We start from the raw sequence: 17,778 nt of genomic DNA, 5'->3' as shown, positions 1-17,778 counted from the left end.
TTTTTAACAAAAATACGAGCGGCGACAACCGAATATAGATAAAATATGCTGCAAAGTGGGGCGTACAGATTGCAGGAATGATTTTTCAAACAGTCTCCAGAGCGCCCTGATCATTAATCAGTTAAATCCGTAGAACTTCTGGCAAAGCTTGTATGCAGCTACAGACACCTTACGTCCGCCGCGGCCTGGAAGGTTCATGAAGTTACCCATGAGGCTGTGGCGAAGTTTTCCGTAGAGGGCACGGTTCGTGGAGCGGATATATTCCAGAAGCTCCTTCTTCTTGTCGAGAGCTTCCTTTGTGCCGGAGCGGATCAGCATAATGGAGGAAATGGTAGTAATAATATCCAGATAACTGATCATGTAGGCTCTGGTGCGTTTATTCATGCTGCCGCAGCTGGTGTAGGAATTTACCATCAGTTTATTTACGCGGAGCTGCTGGTCGATTCTGCGGATCATAACTGTCTCGTTTACGGACTGGTCATCGCGGCCGATAAAGTAACGGTAGAAATTAGTATCCAGGTAGTACATGTTCTGTACATACGGCAGCGGATCAAAGGCAAAAATATTATCTACGTAGAAGGTATGCTCCGGCAGAGTCAAGTTGCACTCAAGGAGAAGCTGGGTACGGTAGATCATGGAGTGCATGAGAAGATATTTTCCCTTTGGCATGTGACCTACTTCATTCCAGGTGAAAATCTGGTTCACTGGCAGGCAGTGACGATACTGCATAACCTTCTTGCGGGTAGCACCCTGTTTCTCGTATACAAAATTACTGATGAGAAGATCAACTGTTTTGGAGCCTTTTACCAGCTCTTCCAGAGTTTTCAGGATCTCTTTGTAGGATTCTTCATTTACCCAGTCATCGCTGTCTACAACCTTGAAATAGAGCCCCTGGGCATTGTGGATACCGGTGTTTACGGCGCCGCCGTGGCCAAGGTTTGGCTGATGGATGGCGCGGACAATGCCTGGATATTTCTCCTGGTATTCATCTGCGATCTCGGCTGTTCTGTCCTTGGATCCATCGTCAATTACAAGGATCTCTACTTCATCTCCGCCTGGTAAAAGGGATTTGATGCAGTTCTCCATATAAGCTTCAGAATTATAACATGGAATTGCTATGCTCAGTAATTTCATTTATTTTCCTCCTCATGTAGTGTAACGATTCTGTATTTTAAAATTACGCACCTTGCGATGTATTTTCCTTTTTTTCTTTGAGTTATGTTCTCAAAAACGCCAGCTGAACCGTTACATATATTTTTCATAAGCGCCAAACGCAGAAGGTATGGCGTAGTTTCTCTCTGATTCTTTTTTATCTGCAAAAAGAATTCCCGGGGCATGTGTCTGCTCCAGGGAGGACACGCGGATCCGGTACGCTTTCATCCGCCACTCAATGTGGGAAAAAATATGCCTGGCCTCCGGCAGTTCTTCTATATATAAGGGCTCTGCGCCAAGCTCTTTCACGTATTCCAGGGCTTCCTCACGGTTCAGGTATCCTTCTGTATTGGGAAGCTCGTATAATCCGGCAAGGAGGCCTTTCGGCGGCCGCTTGCGGATCGCAGTGCAGCTTCCATCCTGAATAACCAGAACGGTTCGCTCTTCCACCACTCTTGGCTTCTTTGGTGCTTTCACCGGAAACTTTTCCATAGTGCCGTGAAGTCCCGCCTGGCAAAAGCCTCTCACCGGACAAAGGTCGCATTTGGGCTGTCCGTTGGGGACGCACACTACTGCTCCAAGCTCCATCATTGCCTGATTAAAATCACCTGGACGGTCTTTTGGGATAATTTTCTGCAATGCGCTTTCTGTTTTTTTGCGAAATGCAGGTCTGGTAATGTCCTCCTGATCCTCCGTCATTCTGGTAACTACACGGAAAACATTTCCATCTACGGCTGGCACTGGAACACCATACGCTATGGAAGCGATAGCTCCTGCGGTATAACTTCCTATCCCCTTTAACGAGATAAGAAGGGAAAAGTCGTCGGGAAGTCTCCCATTATATTTTTCTACCATTTCCCTGGCTGCCAGCTGCATGTTCCGCACACGGCTATAGTATCCAAGACCTTCCCACAGCTTTAACAGCTTTTCCTCCGGACAGACTGCCAGGGCCGGGATATCCGGCAGTTCCCTGATAAATCTTTCAAAATAGGGCTTTACAGCTTCCACGCGGGTCTGCTGGAGCATGATCTCGGATACCCAGGTGTAATAGGCGTTGTGCTTATCCCTCCAGGGCAAAATCCTTTTGTTCTCATCATACCAGGCAAGAAGAGGCTGTATAAACTCATCTGTCATCTAGTTTCCTCCAAACACACAGGCACTTGATTCTGTATTTCCATCCCGTCTGGCTCTACCAGACAGTCATAGGCCAGAATATGCACCCCTGCCTTTTTCGCTTTCTGTAAGGTTTCCCCAAATTCCCGGTGCGTATCCCAGTTTGGTTCAAATCTTGTAATTCCCTTCATCTGGATCACCAGAAGCAGATAAGCCTCATATCCTTCCCTCATGCAATGGATCAGCTCTTCCAGATGCTTCACGCCTCTCGCAGTAGGAGCATCTGGAAAACGGGCAATATTGTCTGCTTCCAGGGTTACACCCTTGACCTCAATAAAAGCCTTTCTCTTATCTGAACAGGCATACAGATCGAATCTGGAATTTCCATAAGTTTTCTCAGGAGTTACCTGCACTTCCTCCGGAAAAAGATGTCCTGCCCTTACCCATTCCAGGGCGGCTTTATTGGGAATCTGGGAATCCATATTGATCAGGCGTCCGCCTTTATTTACACAGACCAGATCGTATGCTGTTTTCCTTGCCGGATTACTGCTCTTTTCCAGAAAAACCTGAACACCAGGAATCAAAAGCTCCCTGCATCTGCCTGTGTTCTTTACATGAACCGTCTCTGTCTGTCCCGCAATCTCCACATGTGCAATAAATCGGTTCGGACGATCCAGGAAACGGCCTTCTGTAATATTTTCGTATTTCATAGTTCACCTCGTGCTGCTGCCTGACTCCCAAAACGTGTCTGAAAAAGGCTTTCTTCAATGACAGTCTCAAGAAATAATGTAACTATTTCACTGCAATATAAAACTGACCAATAGTTCAAAAGCAACAGTCACCTTTCCTATCATAACATAAAATCTGCAAAAAGCCAGTTAAAATTGAAAAATCCCATGTTAGGAGATTGATTTTTTTGATTTTCCTATATAGAATAGAAACCGTCAGATTTCAAAACAGAATGAGAAAAGAAGCAATTTAAGAATTTTAAGCACACCAGAAAGGACTAAAAACCTCAAATGGACAGTATTATTTTTGATATTGACGGAACTATATGGAATTCCACCGACGTTGTAGCTATGGCGTGGAATAAGACTTTAGAAAAAGAGAATCTTGATGTCCGTGTGACAGCTGATCAGCTGAAAGGGCTGTTTGGCAGACTTCTCCCAGATATTGCGAAGGCAATCCTTCCAGAACAGACTGAAGCGGAGCAGCTTCGGGTCATCGATATCTGCTGCCAGGCTGAGCACGATCTGCTGGGTGCGATGGGGGCACCTGTTTACGACGGACTGGAAGAAACTTTGAAGGAGCTTAACAAACGCTACCCTCTTTTTGTAGTAAGCAACTGCCAAGCTGGATATATTGAGCTTGTTTTTGAGAAAACAGGGCTGGGAAAATACTTCACCGGTCATCTGTGTCCAGGAGACAGCGGGGAAGCCAAGGCAGCTAATATCCGTTCTATTGCTAAGAAATATCAGCTGAAAGCACCTGTTTATGTAGGAGACACCTTCGGGGATTACCAGGCATGTCAGGAGGCAGGGGTACCATTTGTATTTGCTTCCTATGGATTCGGACAGGTGGATACACCGGATTATATGATTGAGAAGCCAGCGGATCTGTTGAAATTATTCTAATTATTTATACAAATTTTTATTAGCAGTCCTTGCTTTTTCAAAAAATAGTGCGTCTAACTCATTACTGAAGTAACGAGAATGCGACACACAGTTATCCAACAGCAGATCGCCGGAATGATTTTTCAAACATGCTCCAGTGCAGCTCAATATCCGGATTACAAAAGAAGCACCTGTATATCAATTTCCAGATATACAAGTGCTTCTTTTTCATCTCATTTCTTACATTTCTTGCGAATCACTACCACCATGATAATGAAGATAACAATTACTGCTGCCAGATAAATGATATCGTACACATAGCTCTTGATCACCATATCCAGACCGGTGAGAATTCCGAAAATGAGCAGAGTCACGCCGGAAACCAGCTGAACCTTTTTGTCATCGTAAAGCTTCTTACGCTCAGCGGCATTTCCGCCTTTCATAAGAATATCTCCATGACCGGTAAGAAGCATAACTCCCATTACAAGAGCTGCTATAGTCAGTATCATATCAAATGAATCCATATTCATATTAACTTATTCTCCACTTCTTTTGTGTTATGCTGCTGCCCGCGGTCTCAAAGACATGCAGCTGTCTTTTCATCCATCTAGAGCGTGTTTGTTCGTACTCAGTGACCAAAAACTAATTGTTACTGCTCACTGCAATTTTCCGGTCAGATAAATGATCTTTTAGTAGAAGCACACGATCGGCACATTGGTATCAATAATGCTGTACAGAGTAGCTGCTGCATCCAGCGGCATATTGATACATCCATGGGATCCGGCGTAGGTATAGCGGTCACCACCGAAATATGCCTGCCAGGTAGCGTCATGGAAACCAATTCCGCCGTTAAACGGCATCCAGTAGGTAACCTGGGTTTCGTACTCGTAAGTGCCGTCCGGCTTCTTCTCTCCACGAAGCACATCCGGGCTCTTCTTATAATACAGGGTGAAAATTCCCGGAGGTGTGGCTCTGTCATCATAACGGATATCTCCGGAAACAATGTCAGAGTCAAAGATGATGCTGCCATTCTGGTAATAGTACATGTGCTGACTACTCAAATCTACCTCGATATAGGTACTTCCAATATCATTGTATCCGTAAGAATTGGCTCTCATGGAATATACCGGTTCCCGTGTAGTCTGAGTGCCTGTACGGATCTCTTCTGTCAGCTGTGCTGCTTCTGCGTCCTGATCGATTTTCCAGCCATATGCAGAGCCATAAACAGAAACGGTACGGCCACTGGTCGTATTAAAGGAGCGTGTTGTTCCAACTGTGTCATGCTCACTTGCCAGCTGTGCCACAAAATCCTTGATATGCTGGGTAAAGGAAGCATCATCCTGCACCAGCTGTCCCTTGTCATCAAACTGCAGCCATTCCTTAAGGGTGCTTCCGTCAAGAGTGACTGTCTGCTCTCCAAATGTATAGGTAATGCTGGCCTTGGTATAATTATTATAAGCATCCCTGGTGGCCTGAAGGGTAGGATCATCGCTGGTCACTGCTGCCACTGCATATACATCCGGCGTATTTCCCAGATCAATGGAGGTCTGGCTTCCGGAAATGGCGGTATCCAGCGCTTTATAGGCTTCCTTCACCTTCAGCTTGCTGCCCTCAGTCTCAGGAACAATGGTAAACTCGCTTCCCTCAAGCGCCACATATGCATTCTCCGGCTCAACCTGGTTTTCTGCCTGTGCACACTTTAATTCCTTTACTTCACTCTGAAGCAAACTCTTATCAAAAGTCACATTCTCCTGGGTGGTATAGCTTCTGGTCTCCATGAACCCTTTTACCCATTCATATGGCTTCTGCTGCTTCAAAAGATCCAGAACTTCTCCATCAGACACATAGCGGTAATTGATCTGGTTTCCGCTGATGGCCTGCGGCTCCTGGTTCCTCGCGGTAATCTCAATGGAATAATCCTCTACATTGCTTGCAATCAGCTGCTCTGTTTCGTAGGCAGTCTTATTGGAACAGTTGATTCCGTTAATATAGGTTCCCTCAAAGAATCTGTCTGCATAATAGTAACTCACTGCTCCATAAGCGCATCCTGCTGTCACCGCAAGAATAGCTGCCACAATTCCCGTAACTTTAAGTCCCTTATGCTTCTTTCTGGGAACAGGGATGATCTTCTCATCCAGTTCCTCATCAGTAATAGGAACATAGGAAATCTTCGTCGGACGGGCAGATCTGGCTGCCGGCTTCGGAGACGGTCTGGCAGATTTCTTAGAAGTCTGCTTCTCAGGCTGGTTAGGTGCTGCCGCACCGGCAGAATCTTTTCTTCGGTGCTTTCTGCCTTTATTTGAATGGGGCGGAATAATTTCCACCTGAAGCTCTTTTTCAGATGTTTTCGGTTCATCTGCAGATTCAGCGTCCTCTGAATCTTCGCTCTCTGAATCTTTTTCCTCTGAATTCTCTTCTTCAGATTCTGTCTCTTCCTCGTCCCAGAAGTCCTCTTCTTCCGTGCTCAGCTCTGCCTCATCCTGGTCGTACTCTTCTTCCTCTGGATACTCCTCTTCAGAATCCTGCTCAGCCAGTTCTTCTGCATCGGAATCGTCTTCACCTTCCCAGGAATCAAAATCGCTCTCCTGGTCATCTTCATCATAAAAGTCTGCGCCGTGGAATTCCTCGTCCAGATCTGCTTCAAGACCTGCCATAGCCGAATCTATTTTATCTTCAAAGTCTCCCGGGCTTCCCTGAGTATGCTTATTGTCCTTACTCATGTATAAAACTCTCCTCTGATAAAAACACTGTTTGAACAAGGCTTCTCCATCTAATGGCGAAACCTTGTTTCATTATAACATATATTTTCCATTTTGTATCTTAAAATGTATATTTCCTTCAAAAGAATCCCTTTAATGTTAATTGCAATTCAAACTTCCACCCCAAGAGCTTATCCGTGAAAGTTAATTCTTCCGAAAGAATATGTGGAAGTTACCCTTTCAAACTGGAAACTCGGATTGCAATCGACCTTTTTTCAGCCTTAACAGTCTATAACAGATTCATTTTATTAAATCACGTTTACGGATTTGTAATCCTGGCTTTCACTGCAGACATAATTTTCTCTTCATATCCTTCATCACATAGAAGTAAAGTACAATAAGAAGGACTGTTGCTACAATCCATGCAAATGGACTGGCCATGCATGCCATTGTATAACTCCTGGCATCTGCTGCAACAACTGCCATCACACCTCTTCCAATAAGCTCTGCCACGCCTGAGAGCATAGGAAGAAGCCCATATCCCATTCCCTGAAAGCCATTACGGTAACAATTGACCACATAAAGGGGAATCATAAACATTCCAACACAGCGAAGATATGTATCCACCATAGGGATCACCGCCTCTGCATTATCAGAGATAAACAGATAAGAAAAGCTTTTTCCCACAAAAAACAGGACAAATCCTACAACAACAGCATATGCACAGCCGATCACATCTGCACACCGGAACCCCTGACGCACACGGTCCAGCTTACGCGCACCAACATTCTGTGCACTATATGTAGACATTGTAGTTCCTATAGCTACAAATGCCTGGGTAAAGATATTATCAATTTTAGAGCCTGCTGTAAAGGCCGCAACTGCATAAGAGCCAAGTATATTCAAAGAACTCTGTACCATCATGCCTCCAATGGCTGTAATGGAATACTGCAGTCCCATGGGAATTCCCACACTGATCTGTTTTACGGCAATATCACGGTTAAAACACCAGTCTTCTTTTTTCATCTTTAGTTCCGGCACGGCCTTCCACATATAAATCAGGCAAAGAACTCCTGACACTCCCTGTGAAATAACGGTAGCCCAGGCAGCTCCCGGCGCTCCCCAGTGAAAAAAGATAATAAATACAAGGTCAAGTACAATATTCAGTCCTGCCGCCAGAATCAAAAAGTAAAGAGGCGTTTTGCTGTTTCCCAGTGCCCTTAAGATACTGGACACCAGATTATACAATACCTGGGTAAAAATTCCGGCACAGATGATCATAATATAACCATATGCACCATCAAAAATATCTTCAGGTGTATGCATGAATACAAGAAGCCTGTGCATTCCCAACATGCTTACTGCAGTCATAACAACTGCGATCACAGCAGAAAGAATTGCTGCATTACCAACCGTCTTACGCATCTCATCCATTCTTCCTGCTCCGAACTTCTGAGAGGTAAGAACGGTAACTCCTGTTGTAACCCCCATCAGAAATCCAATAATAAGGAACGTAATGGTTCCAGTAGCGCCTACCGCTGCCAGCCCCTTAGTTCCAACAAACTTCCCAACAATTACCGCATCCGCCATACTGTACAGCTGTTGGAAAACATTTCCAAGAAATACAGGAATGGTAAAATTCAACAGCATTTTCATAGGTTTTCCCACAGTCATATCTGTCTGCATATTCTTTTTTCCTCCACAAGAAAAAATATCGTTTTAGAGGGATTATAGGCGATATTTTTTCTACTTTCAAGCCCCTTTTTTTTATTTTGCAACTATTCAGCAGGTGCTGTTCCCCGAGGTGTTTATTTGTGAACGTAGTCCATAGGATTGTATTATTTTAAGCGCTTGACAAAAACCATTTTCTGCCATACTATAAGAACCACATAACGAAATGTTAATGTGTGAAAGACATCTGTCTTTTTCGCGCTTACGTTTATATCTGCTGCCAGACTATGAACGGGAACCACGATCAAACGGCAGCACTACTATTTTTAAGAAGGGAGTTCCCCATGGGAGAAAAAGTTATAAACGCAGCCCTGCTTGGGCTTGGAACAGTTGGAACCGGTGTTTACAAGGTTCTGAAGAACCAGGAGGAAGAAATGACAGCCAAAATCGGCTGCAAGGTTAAAATACGCAAAATACTTGTCCGCAACCTGGAAAAGGCAGCTGGCAAGGTAGATGATCCGGCTGTCCTTACCAATAGCTGGGAGGATATTAAAGCAGATCCTTCCATTGACATTATAATCGAACTGATCGGCGGAATCGAACCTGCCAGAACCTATATTCTGGATGCTCTTCACGCAGGCAAGCACGTAGTAACAGCAAACAAAGATCTGATTGCCGTCCACGGAAAAGAACTTATGGACACAGCCAGAGCTTCCCATGTGGATTTTCTCTTTGAAGCAGCTGTAGCAGGCGGAATCCCTATTATCCGTCCTTTGAAGCAGTGCCTGGCAGGCAACCACATGAGCGAGGTTATGGGTATTGTAAACGGTACTACCAACTTTATCCTCACAAAAATGTCCCAGGAGAATATGGAATTTAAAGATGCACTGGCACTTGCCACAGAGCTTGGCTATGCAGAAGCGGATCCTACTGCGGATATTGATGGACTTGATGCAGGACGCAAGGTGGCTATTCTCGCCAGCGTTGCTTTTAATTCCAGAGTGGTATTTGATGATGTTTATATCGAAGGAATCACAAAAATTTCCGCCAAGGACATCCGCTATGCAAAAGAGATGGGCTGTGCCATCAAGCTTCTTGGTGTTGCCCGCAATACTGAGTCCGGTGTAGAAGCTTACGTCTGCCCGATGCTGATTCCAAATGATCATCCTCTTGCAACCGTTAATGATTCCTATAATGCAGTCTTTGTTCATGGAGATGCTGTAGAGGACGCCATGTTCTTCGGACGGGGTGCAGGTGAGCTTCCTACTGCAAGCGCTGTAGTTGGAGATATTTTTGATATTGTGCGCAATATGGAAGCAGGGTGCTGCGGCCGTATCGGATGCACCTGCTATAAACAGCTTCCTGTGAAAAAAATGGAAGATACCTACAACCGTTACTTCCTTCGCCTTCATGTAGAAGACCGCTGTGGTGTACTTGCTGAAATGACGGAGGTTTTCGCCAAATATCACGTAAGCATTGCCCAGATCATCCAGAAAGACAGCCAGAATCAGGACGACCATCTTGCAGAGGTTGTTGTGATCACTTCCAAGGTTCGTGAGGGTGACTTTAAGACAGCGGTACAGGAGCTTTCCAATAAGTCTTCGGTAAAGCGTATTTCAAAGACTATCCGAGTTTATAGGAAGTAATTAGAAAAATCAAAATTATATTGTACATATGTTTATCTTAAGCATACAGTCAAAGGCACGATTCGTTCGTGCCTTTTTTATGTAATAAGCTGTTATATAAAAAGCCTGCCAAGGCAGAATTCTTTCTCATCAGAACTCCCATAGTAAATACTGCTAAAAATAGTTTCCAGAAATAAAAAAAATTGTGATTGAAAAATCCCAGATTTTTGATACTATATATAAGGAACAACAAAAGGGAAATTTTATCATATAAAGGAGCACATTATGAGCAAAAAACCAACGGTTTTAATGATTCTTGACGGATATGGCCTGAATGAAAGACATGACGCAAACGCTGTATACGAAGCGAACACACCTGTCATGGACAAGCTGATGGCTGAATATCCTTTTGTAAAAGGTAATGCAAGCGGACTGGCTGTAGGTCTTCCGGACGGTCAGATGGGTAACTCCGAGGTTGGTCATATGAATATGGGTGCAGGCCGTATCGTATACCAGGAGCTTACCAGAATCACCAAAGAGATTCAGGACGGAGACTTCTTCAAAAATGAAGCACTTCTTGCAGCTATGAAGAATGCCAAAGAAAATGATTCCGCGATCCACTTCATGGGTCTTCTTTCTGATGGTGGTGTTCACAGCCACATTACTCACCTTTTTGGTCTTCTTGAAATGGCTAAGAAAGAGGGACTTAAGAAAGTTTATGTACACTGCTTCCTGGACGGCCGTGACACCCCTCCGGCTTCCGGAAAAGGATATATCCAGCAGCTCCAGGCGAAGATGGATGAGCTTGGCGTAGGTGAGATTGGTGTTGTTTCCGGACGTTATTACGCAATGGACCGTGACAACCGCTGGGATCGTGTTGAGCTTGCTTACAACGCACTTACCAAGGGCGAGGGTGTTAAGGGAACCGACGCAGCTGAGGCTGTACAGGCATCCTATGACGACGGCAAGACAGACGAATTCGTTCTTCCAACAGTCATTGAGAAAGATGGCAAACCAGTTGCCGTTGTTTCTGATAAAGATTCTGTTGTATTTTTCAACTTCCGTCCTGACCGTGCACGTGAGATCACAAGAGCATTCTGCGATGACGAATTTACAGGTTTCGCAAGAGAGAAACGCCTTGACCTCACATATGTATGCTTCACAGATTACGATGACACCATCGGAAATAAGCTGGTTGCATTCCACAAGGTTCAGCTTCACAACACATTCGGCGAGTACCTTGCAGCTCACAACATGACTCAGGCACGTATCGCTGAGACAGAGAAATATGCTCACGTAACCTTCTTCTTCAACGGTGGCGTTGAGGAGCCAAACAAGGGCGAGGACAGAATCCTTGTGAAGTCCCCGAAGGTTCCGACTTACGACCTGCAGCCAGAGATGAGCGCTCCGGAAGTTTGCGAGAAGCTTGTTGCAGCAATCAAATCTGAGAAATATGATGTGATCATCATCAACTTCGCCAACCCGGATATGGTTGGTCATACAGGTGTTGAAGCTGCAGCTATCAAAGCTGTTGAGGCTGTTGATGAGTGCGTAGGAAAGGCTGTAGAGGCTCTGAAGGAGGTTGACGGACAGATGTTCATCTGTGCTGACCACGGTAACGCAGAGCAGCTTGTAGACTATGAGACAGGCGAGCCATATACTGCTCATACCACCAATCCGGTACCGTTCATTCTGGTTAATGCAGACCCGAAATATACTCTTCGTGAGAACGGCTGCCTGGCAGACATCATCCCGACTCTGATCCAGCTTATGGGCATGGAGCAGCCAGCTGAGATGACTGGTAAATCACTTCTGGTGGAGAAATAATCCGCTTATACAGCTCTGTTGCTTTAAAGGGTGCTGGCTTAAATGCCAGCGCCTTTTTTATTATGTCCTTTTTTATTATGGCACAAAAAGAACAGCTCTGACAGATTTTCCATCCATCACAGCTGTTCTATTATTCCTGATACCTATTGTCGCCAGCTCTTTCTGATTATTGTTTCCCTTATACAACAACACGATCTAAATCGTACTTCCACTGTTTACTACTTCTTATATAAAAACTACTTCTCACTGAGCTCCTTCAAAAGCTTCTGAAGATGGCGGATATAATGAAACCCTGCACACAGAGTTACCGAAATAATAACAGACAACAGTGCAGCCATGACCACATATACCACAGCGCCAGATTTCGCCCCTGCTACCATACAGTAAAACAGACACGAAGACAATGCAGCTGCAAATACAGTGGAACCTGCTATTTTTAATCCTTTTCGCATATCTTAGTCCTCCCAGATAGGGTGACTATAATCACCCTGTTATGTTTTTCATTTTAAACCCATAATAGAGATATGGCAAGAACAAAATGGACAGGAATTTGAGTGATGATAAAATACGACAGATTCTGGGAGACATTGAAAAAACGCCATATTTCACAGTACTATCTCATTAATGAGTGTGGAATCGAAAAAAGGTTATTGCGCAGACTTCGGGACAATGAAAATGTAGAAATCTTTTCATTAGACCGAATATGCACTGTTCTTAACTGTGATCTGGATGATATAGTAGAATACGTACCCAATAACCCTGATATCATTGAGGATGCGAAAACAGCCCAAAAAGAGGCAGCCGCATCACATCCTGTTCACACTCCATCGAAATAACTGGTGCTTCAGACTCCCACAGTATAAACCATACATAAACTATACGTGTCTCAGCTCTGATAAACACGTTTTTTTGAAAAAGAATAAAAATACTTACATTTTTATTTTTTTGCACGGATGCCTAATTCTTTGTTTCGGCTGAGTGGAGAGAGTTTGGAATTATTTTTAGAGCATTTTGTTCTTTTTTCATATTGTTTTTTAATTAATCCAGGGTATTAATTTTTCCATAAAGAACCCTGCTGCATAAAAAACACCGCCAGGTGACTTTCGCATTTTATCTGCGAATTTTCATCTGACGGTGTTTTTATCTTAAAAATTATTTATTCAACCTCTTCCGGCTCCATACTCAGCTTATGCTCCACTTCTGTGCCAATATCATACTTCTGTCTGTATTCCTTAAAATAAGTGTAATATTCCAGACTGTCTGTAGGATAAATTCTGGAGTTGTGAATGTGGATATCGGTTGTCTCTTCCCCACTTTTCATAAGTGCTGTCATAGCACTTGCACAGTGGGAAGCAATACGTCCAAAGCTGTTCAGAATATCGCTGAACACAGTTCCCTCTTCCAGTCCGCATTTGCCCTGGCTGAGGCGCTCTGCATGGCGCATCTTCAGTTCATCACAAAGTCTGGTGATTACCACGCCAAGTGGTGCAACACGCTGTGCGGCTTCTCTGTCATCGTTCATAAATGCATTGCAGGTCACATTGATTTCCTCACGGACTGCATCCATAACTACATTCAGCTCATCCCATGCTGTCTGAGAGAAATTCGTGTGGTTGTCATGCATTTCGTTGGACATATGTGCGATGTAGGAAGCGTGATCGCCAATTCTCTCAAAGTCATTGATAGTGTGCAGATAAAGGGAGGTCTGGCGCGTCTGGGCGGTGTTCATCTCACGTTTGGTGAGCTGGATCAGATACTCTCCAAGACGGCTCTCATATTTGTCGATCAGGTCTTCCTTACGCTGTACCTTGTCATATTTATCCTGCTGATAATCATTCAGAAGGTTCATAGCTCTGTTTACATTCTTACGAAGCTTCTTGGCCATACCATTCATAGCACGATGACACTGTCCGATTGCAAGTGCAGGATAATTTAACAGACGCTCTTCCAGAAGATCGAAGTCTGCCTCGTCCTCCAGCTCCTCTGCGCTGTCCTTAACCAGATAGCAAACCAGTTTCTCCAGCTTGGAAATAAACGGGAAAAGCACCACAACGGTAGCCACACGGAAAATGGTGTTCAAAAATGCGATGGATACCGGAGTCATGATCATATCCAAAAATCCAAAATGAATGAACGCATTCAAGGTATAGAATACAATGGACCACAAGATCAGACCGAATAAGTCATTCAGCAAATATACAAGAGCTGTTCTCTTACCGTTCTTATTCGCTCCAACTGCAGAGATCAGTACCGGACATGCAGCACCAACACCGATACCAAGAACAATTGGAAATGCACTTGCAAAGGTGAGGATTCCGGTTACGGAAAGAGCCTGCAGCACACCAACTGTTGCAGATGCACTCTGAAGCACTGCGGTAAATGCAATACCTACCAGGATACCTGCAATTGGGTTGGAAAACATTGTCAGCATATCAATGAATACAGGACTTTCACGAAGAGGAGAAACTGCTCCACTCATCATCTGCATACCATTCATCAAAATGGCAAAACCCAGCATAATGTTTCCAATATTTCGGTATACAGATCTCTTACAGACCATACGAAGCATGATACCGATTACAGCAACTACTGCTGAAATAGTGGCTGTAGAAAGAATACTTGCAATTCCACCGGAGCCCTGGATATAAGACAGACACAGAATCCATCCTGTAATACTGGTTCCGATATTTGCGCCCATGATAATACCAATTGCCTGTTTCAGCTTCATCATACCGGAGTTTACAAAACCGATTACCATAACGGTAGTGGCGGATGATGACTGGATTACACTGGTAACACCTGTTCCAAGTGCTACTCCCTTCAGCGGGGTATTGGTCATTTTGTAAAGGAATGCTTCCAGCTTATTACCAGCAACGGATTTCAGTCCGTCTCCCATCAGCGACATTCCAAAAAGGAAAAATGATACTCCGCACAGCAAAGATAAAACCATTGAAAAAATTGCCATGTTCTAATCCTCTGTTGTCGTTTCCCTCTGCCAATTCTGCAGAGGCGACCTTTCTTTTCAAAGTATTTTCTTTTGTTAACGTGGATTTTTCTCAATTTTTACATATCCTTAATCATTATGCCATAATCATAGGCTGATTACAATATTTGATTAATTTCAAATTGTAATTTTTTGCGGTTCAAAATTTCCATTTTTCTGTATAATCTGACGAAATATATGGTAATTTTTATTTCTATTCAGCTTACTGACGATAAGTAGATACCATTATGCAAGAATCTTACACACAACCGGCATCTCTCTTATCAGTGACATCACTATATATAAAATTCCCATCTTCTGATTACCATATAATTTAAGCGTTTAATTGCTTTTTATCTGGATTAATATATCTGATCTGCCAGATAATGCATTTAATTGATACTGGAACTGCAACAAGACAGGCAATAGCACCAAATAGCATAATCGCAACATCCTGAAAGAGGAATCTGGAATTGAGAATGATTTCCAGACTATATTTTTGTGTCTGCACATAGGAAAACAATAAAATACTCCCTCCAAGATATGCAAAAAGCAACGTGTTTACTGTTGTGCCTATAATTTCTTTTCCCACCTGATACCCTGTTGAAGTAAGTTCTTTCTCTACCAGACTGTTTTTATGAGTCCAGACTTCATACACAGATGACGTCACAGACAGTGCAGTATCAATGACAGCTCCCAGAGTGCTGAAAACACTTACAAAAACAGCCACATGAAGCATATTAATACTGATATCTGTGTTGTAATAGTACATAAAATCCTCTTCTGAAATCTGAAGTTCATTTAAGCCATAACTTCCTGTTCTCCACGTAATAGCAAAAATCGGAATAAACAGAATCAGCATTACAAACAGTGTAGCCAGAAAGGCAGCTCGCGTTTTGACATTATTTCCATTCTGATAAAACAGAGAATTATAACAGACACCTGCTCCTGCCGCCAGTATCAGAAGCAGTGCGGGAAAACCAGCTGACATCAATATAACCGAAAAAAACAGAATAATAATATTACCTGCCAGTGCCATGATTGAAACAGCTCCACGTTCTCCTCCAATTGTAATCATCAAAAAAAGCAGCACTAATGTAAGAAAAAGAATCATTATTTTCCACTCCTTTTCAGTGATGGTATTTTCATAATAATCGAAGCAATTAAAACAGATACTGGTATTGCCAACACTATTCCAATACTTTCTATCAGAAAGCGACAGATATCATATGGAATGTGATATCTGACAAGCGTTATAAATCTGATCTCATTATTCATTTTAAGAATAAACATTGGAATCATGCCACTTACAAGAACAAATAGCAGTACATTTATCATGGTTCCCATAATATCATATCCGATTTCCCTTCCCGAATGTATCAGCTTTCTTATAGAAACTGATGGATTTTTGCGAACAATTTCACCAGTTGCTGCACTTATAGTGACTGTTACATCCATAATCGCTCCAAGCCCTGTCAGCATAATATCTGTCCAGAATATGTCGGCTGAATTACTCATGCTTCCAAGGTATTCCAGATTAGAATAATCTAAATCTCCATACCTGTGAATAGAAAAATCAAACAGCATCATAATCAGGAAAAGAACACATAAAGTCGAAAGAACAGCAGCCCATGTTTTCCTGTGAATTCCATTCAGACAGATCAATGTAGTCAACGAAAAAAGAAGTGCAATTACATTACATATTCTCAGAATATTCTTTCCATCTCCCAACAGTTGAAATCCGTACGCAAAAATCAATGTATTCAGTATCACTGATACGATCGTATAACCCCCCTGTTTTCTCGTAATATAGATCAGAAGAATAATCAGACCACCCACCAGTACGACCAGATAGATGTCACGTTTTACAGAACGTATAGTTTTTCCAGGTCTGTCTTTTGACCCATTCAGAAGTACCGTATCTCCTTTATGGTATTTCTGCGTCTGAACCTGTGAAGAAGTGTATTCGTTAGAAAGTGTAATTTCTTTACCTTTATATGCACCGTTCAATATCCGGGCTGTAATTTTCTGAGTATAATAGTGTTCTTCTGCACCTCTGGTTCCTTCTCTGCTCATGGTTTCCATTTCTGATACAGAACATATTTTTGCCAGAGGAGTGTGATAGAATCTGGCATTAAAACAGGTAAATATAACACAGATAATATAAATGCCAGCTAAAAGATATTTTTTATGAGATAGACAAAATTTCATTGAATTTATTTTCTCCTTCCAGATTAATATTTCTGCCAATATCGCATTGTACGCTTTTATTCGATGTTGGTCAATGTAAATTGCAGATTATTTGCAAATATTGTTGGCATTTTGATACTGTTCACTGGTAACGTTCCGCGAGATGTTTTTTGTGAACAAAGTTCACAGAAAACCCGAGAGTTGCGGCGCGAAATCATGCAAAGCATGATTTCTGTGCATCGCGAAGCGCGTTACTGTGAACGGAGTGAACAGTAACGGCATTTTTTTCTGTCCCGCGCCAGCATCTATAATACAAATAGTTTGCATTTACACAAAATTATTTTCTATTTCCGGAGTTAATAAATGATAGATAAAAGGCCCCAAAGCTCTGTTTCAAACATTCTGATGGAGCAAAATATATACCTTATAAATAGTTTTCTTGAATCAAGCTAACTCTGTTTAATAAATAGGATAAACATATTCCTCTTCTGACGGCTCTGCGTCTTCTATATCAGTGACAGTAATTTCCATCCCTTTATGTTTGTCATAGTGATATGTACCTGTTACATTTATCCATGCATCCTGCGTCAAATCAGAAGGCAGGTACCATATTGGTAACCTCAATCTTATCCCCTCCAACCTTTGTTGCAAAATCATACATAGGATAAAAGCTTGCCATAACATTTATTTTTTTTCCAGAAGAAGTATCCTCAGTTTCTGCTGCATATGCCAGATTAAAAGAACCAATGCCAAGTGCTATTGTAGCTGCAAGTGCTGTTCTAGTTAATAATTTTTTTCTCATAATAAAATCCTTTCTGCACAAACCTGATGTGCCTGAAAATAAAATTTCAAAAGCATATTATCTCATCCGCTTAAAATAAGCGCAAACCATTTGCGTTTATTAA

15 protein-coding genes and 1 pseudogene are annotated in these 17,778 nt (G+C 42.7%); 5 read left to right on the top strand and 11 right to left on the bottom strand.

Annotated elements, in window-relative coordinates; all coding sequences use genetic code 11:
• Window positions 1-38 precede the first annotated feature (38 nt).
• Window positions 39-110 (top strand): DUF6783 domain-containing protein, encoded by a 72-nt coding sequence (locus LIZ66_RS19745; RefSeq protein WP_368072542.1) that lies wholly within the window; start codon window positions 39-41, stop codon window positions 108-110.
• A gap of 7 nt (window positions 111-117) precedes the next feature.
• Here LIZ66_RS19745 and LIZ66_RS01890 read toward each other — a convergent pair whose 3' ends face one another.
• The 3 genes from LIZ66_RS01890 to sfsA form a co-directional block, all read right to left on the bottom strand.
• Window positions 118-1,134, bottom strand: a complete 1,017-nt coding sequence (locus LIZ66_RS01890; RefSeq protein ID WP_118583852.1) for a glycosyltransferase family 2 protein — start codon at window positions 1,132-1,134, stop codon at window positions 118-120.
• Window positions 1,135-1,245: 111 nt separating this feature from the next.
• Window positions 1,246-2,286: an A/G-specific adenine glycosylase gene (gene mutY, locus LIZ66_RS01885; RefSeq protein ID WP_195983047.1), complete on the bottom strand. Its 1,041-nt coding sequence runs from the start codon at window positions 2,284-2,286 to the stop codon at window positions 1,246-1,248.
• The gene (sfsA, locus tag LIZ66_RS01880; RefSeq protein WP_195983046.1) at window positions 2,283-2,975 is read right to left on the bottom strand and encodes a DNA/RNA nuclease SfsA; all 693 of its coding nucleotides are present in this window, start codon (window positions 2,973-2,975) and stop codon (window positions 2,283-2,285) included. The genes mutY and sfsA overlap by 4 nt, the downstream gene beginning before the upstream one ends.
• 309 nt (window positions 2,976-3,284) lie before the next feature.
• Between sfsA and LIZ66_RS01875 the strand changes: the two genes are divergently transcribed.
• On the top strand, window positions 3,285-3,899 hold the full coding sequence (locus LIZ66_RS01875) for an HAD family hydrolase (protein WP_195983045.1): 615 nt from the start codon (window positions 3,285-3,287) through the stop codon (window positions 3,897-3,899).
• Window positions 3,900-4,111: 212 nt separating this feature from the next.
• On the opposite strand, the gene LIZ66_RS01870 is transcribed toward LIZ66_RS01875, so the two are convergent.
• From LIZ66_RS01870 to LIZ66_RS01860, 3 genes are all read right to left on the bottom strand, one after another.
• Window positions 4,112-4,408: a DUF3784 domain-containing protein gene (locus LIZ66_RS01870; RefSeq protein WP_227198820.1), complete on the bottom strand. Its 297-nt coding sequence runs from the start codon at window positions 4,406-4,408 to the stop codon at window positions 4,112-4,114.
• A 159-nt stretch (window positions 4,409-4,567) separates the two neighbouring features.
• Window positions 4,568-6,598: a L,D-transpeptidase family protein gene (locus LIZ66_RS01865; protein WP_227200052.1), complete on the bottom strand. Its 2,031-nt coding sequence runs from the start codon at window positions 6,596-6,598 to the stop codon at window positions 4,568-4,570.
• A gap of 321 nt (window positions 6,599-6,919) precedes the next feature.
• Window positions 6,920-8,263 carry an MATE family efflux transporter gene (locus LIZ66_RS01860; RefSeq protein ID WP_195478553.1) on the bottom strand — a complete coding sequence of 448 codons (1,344 nt, stop codon included), beginning with the start codon at window positions 8,261-8,263 and terminating at the stop codon, window positions 6,920-6,922.
• A gap of 329 nt (window positions 8,264-8,592) precedes the next feature.
• Between LIZ66_RS01860 and LIZ66_RS01855 the strand changes: the two genes are divergently transcribed.
• Together LIZ66_RS01855 and gpmI are read left to right on the top strand one after the other, a co-directional pair.
• Window positions 8,593-9,894, top strand: coding sequence for a homoserine dehydrogenase (locus tag LIZ66_RS01855; protein WP_118580901.1), 1,302 nt, complete (start codon window positions 8,593-8,595; stop codon window positions 9,892-9,894).
• Window positions 9,895-10,158: 264 nt separating this feature from the next.
• Window positions 10,159-11,700, top strand: a complete 1,542-nt coding sequence (gene gpmI, locus LIZ66_RS01850) for a 2,3-bisphosphoglycerate-independent phosphoglycerate mutase (RefSeq protein ID WP_173769744.1) — start codon at window positions 10,159-10,161, stop codon at window positions 11,698-11,700.
• 236 nt (window positions 11,701-11,936) lie between these two features.
• Here the strand turns inward: gpmI and LIZ66_RS01845 are convergent, their stop codons facing one another.
• The gene (locus LIZ66_RS01845; protein WP_118580907.1) at window positions 11,937-12,152 is read right to left on the bottom strand and encodes a hypothetical protein; all 216 of its coding nucleotides are present in this window, start codon (window positions 12,150-12,152) and stop codon (window positions 11,937-11,939) included.
• 105 nt (window positions 12,153-12,257) lie between these two features.
• On the opposite strand from LIZ66_RS01845, the gene LIZ66_RS01840 reads away from it, so the two are divergent.
• The gene (locus tag LIZ66_RS01840; protein WP_118580910.1) at window positions 12,258-12,536 is read left to right on the top strand and encodes a helix-turn-helix domain-containing protein; all 279 of its coding nucleotides are present in this window, start codon (window positions 12,258-12,260) and stop codon (window positions 12,534-12,536) included.
• 320 nt (window positions 12,537-12,856) lie between these two features.
• Here LIZ66_RS01840 and LIZ66_RS01835 read toward each other — a convergent pair whose 3' ends face one another.
• The 4 genes and pseudogenes from LIZ66_RS01835 to LIZ66_RS19740 form a co-directional block, all read right to left on the bottom strand.
• Window positions 12,857-14,665: a Na/Pi cotransporter family protein gene (locus tag LIZ66_RS01835; RefSeq protein ID WP_118580913.1), complete on the bottom strand. Its 1,809-nt coding sequence runs from the start codon at window positions 14,663-14,665 to the stop codon at window positions 12,857-12,859.
• 352 nt (window positions 14,666-15,017) lie between these two features.
• Window positions 15,018-15,797 carry a YibE/F family protein gene (locus LIZ66_RS01830; protein ID WP_173715631.1) on the bottom strand — a complete coding sequence of 260 codons (780 nt, stop codon included), beginning with the start codon at window positions 15,795-15,797 and terminating at the stop codon, window positions 15,018-15,020.
• Window positions 15,797-16,894, bottom strand: a complete 1,098-nt coding sequence (locus tag LIZ66_RS01825) for a YibE/F family protein (protein WP_148462497.1) — start codon at window positions 16,892-16,894, stop codon at window positions 15,797-15,799. Before LIZ66_RS01825 ends, LIZ66_RS01830 begins: the two co-directional genes overlap by 1 nt.
• Before the next feature lie 577 nt (window positions 16,895-17,471).
• Window positions 17,472-17,591, bottom strand: a pseudogene (locus LIZ66_RS19740) (ABC transporter substrate-binding protein); the annotation flags it as partial.
• Window positions 17,592-17,778 lie beyond the last annotated feature (187 nt).

The organism is Blautia faecis (assembly GCF_020554845.1).
GTDB classification, from domain to species: Bacteria; Bacillota; Clostridia; order Lachnospirales; family Lachnospiraceae; genus Blautia_A; species Blautia_A faecis.
This window is presented reverse-complemented; position numbering and strand designations above follow the sequence as displayed.

Excerpts from the sequence above, each read along its gene's own strand:
- LIZ66_RS01855 (WP_118580901.1), top strand. The coding sequence starts at position 8,593 with ATGGGAGAAAAAGTTATAAACGCAGCCCTGCTTGGGCTTGGAACAGTT.
- mutY (WP_195983047.1), bottom strand. The coding sequence starts at position 2,286 with ATGACAGATGAGTTTATACAGCCTCTTCTTGCCTGGTATGATGAGAAC.
- LIZ66_RS01860 (WP_195478553.1), bottom strand. The coding sequence starts at position 8,263 with ATGCAGACAGATATGACTGTGGGAAAACCTATGAAAATGCTGTTGAAT.
- LIZ66_RS01865 (WP_227200052.1), bottom strand. The coding sequence starts at position 6,598 with ATGAGTAAGGACAATAAGCATACTCAGGGAAGCCCGGGAGACTTTGAA.
- LIZ66_RS01840 (WP_118580910.1), top strand. The coding sequence starts at position 12,258 with ATGATAAAATACGACAGATTCTGGGAGACATTGAAAAAACGCCATATT.
- gpmI (WP_173769744.1), top strand. The coding sequence starts at position 10,159 with ATGAGCAAAAAACCAACGGTTTTAATGATTCTTGACGGATATGGCCTG.
- sfsA (WP_195983046.1), bottom strand. The coding sequence starts at position 2,975 with ATGAAATACGAAAATATTACAGAAGGCCGTTTCCTGGATCGTCCGAAC.
- LIZ66_RS01870 (WP_227198820.1), bottom strand. The coding sequence starts at position 4,408 with ATGAATATGGATTCATTTGATATGATACTGACTATAGCAGCTCTTGTA.
- LIZ66_RS01845 (WP_118580907.1), bottom strand. The coding sequence starts at position 12,152 with ATGCGAAAAGGATTAAAAATAGCAGGTTCCACTGTATTTGCAGCTGCA.
- LIZ66_RS01825 (WP_148462497.1), bottom strand. The coding sequence starts at position 16,894 with ATGAAATTTTGTCTATCTCATAAAAAATATCTTTTAGCTGGCATTTAT.
- LIZ66_RS01875 (WP_195983045.1), top strand. The coding sequence starts at position 3,285 with ATGGACAGTATTATTTTTGATATTGACGGAACTATATGGAATTCCACC.
- LIZ66_RS01830 (WP_173715631.1), bottom strand. The coding sequence starts at position 15,797 with ATGATTCTTTTTCTTACATTAGTGCTGCTTTTTTTGATGATTACAATT.
- LIZ66_RS01835 (WP_118580913.1), bottom strand. The coding sequence starts at position 14,665 with ATGGCAATTTTTTCAATGGTTTTATCTTTGCTGTGCGGAGTATCATTT.
- LIZ66_RS01890 (WP_118583852.1), bottom strand. The coding sequence starts at position 1,134 with ATGAAATTACTGAGCATAGCAATTCCATGTTATAATTCTGAAGCTTAT.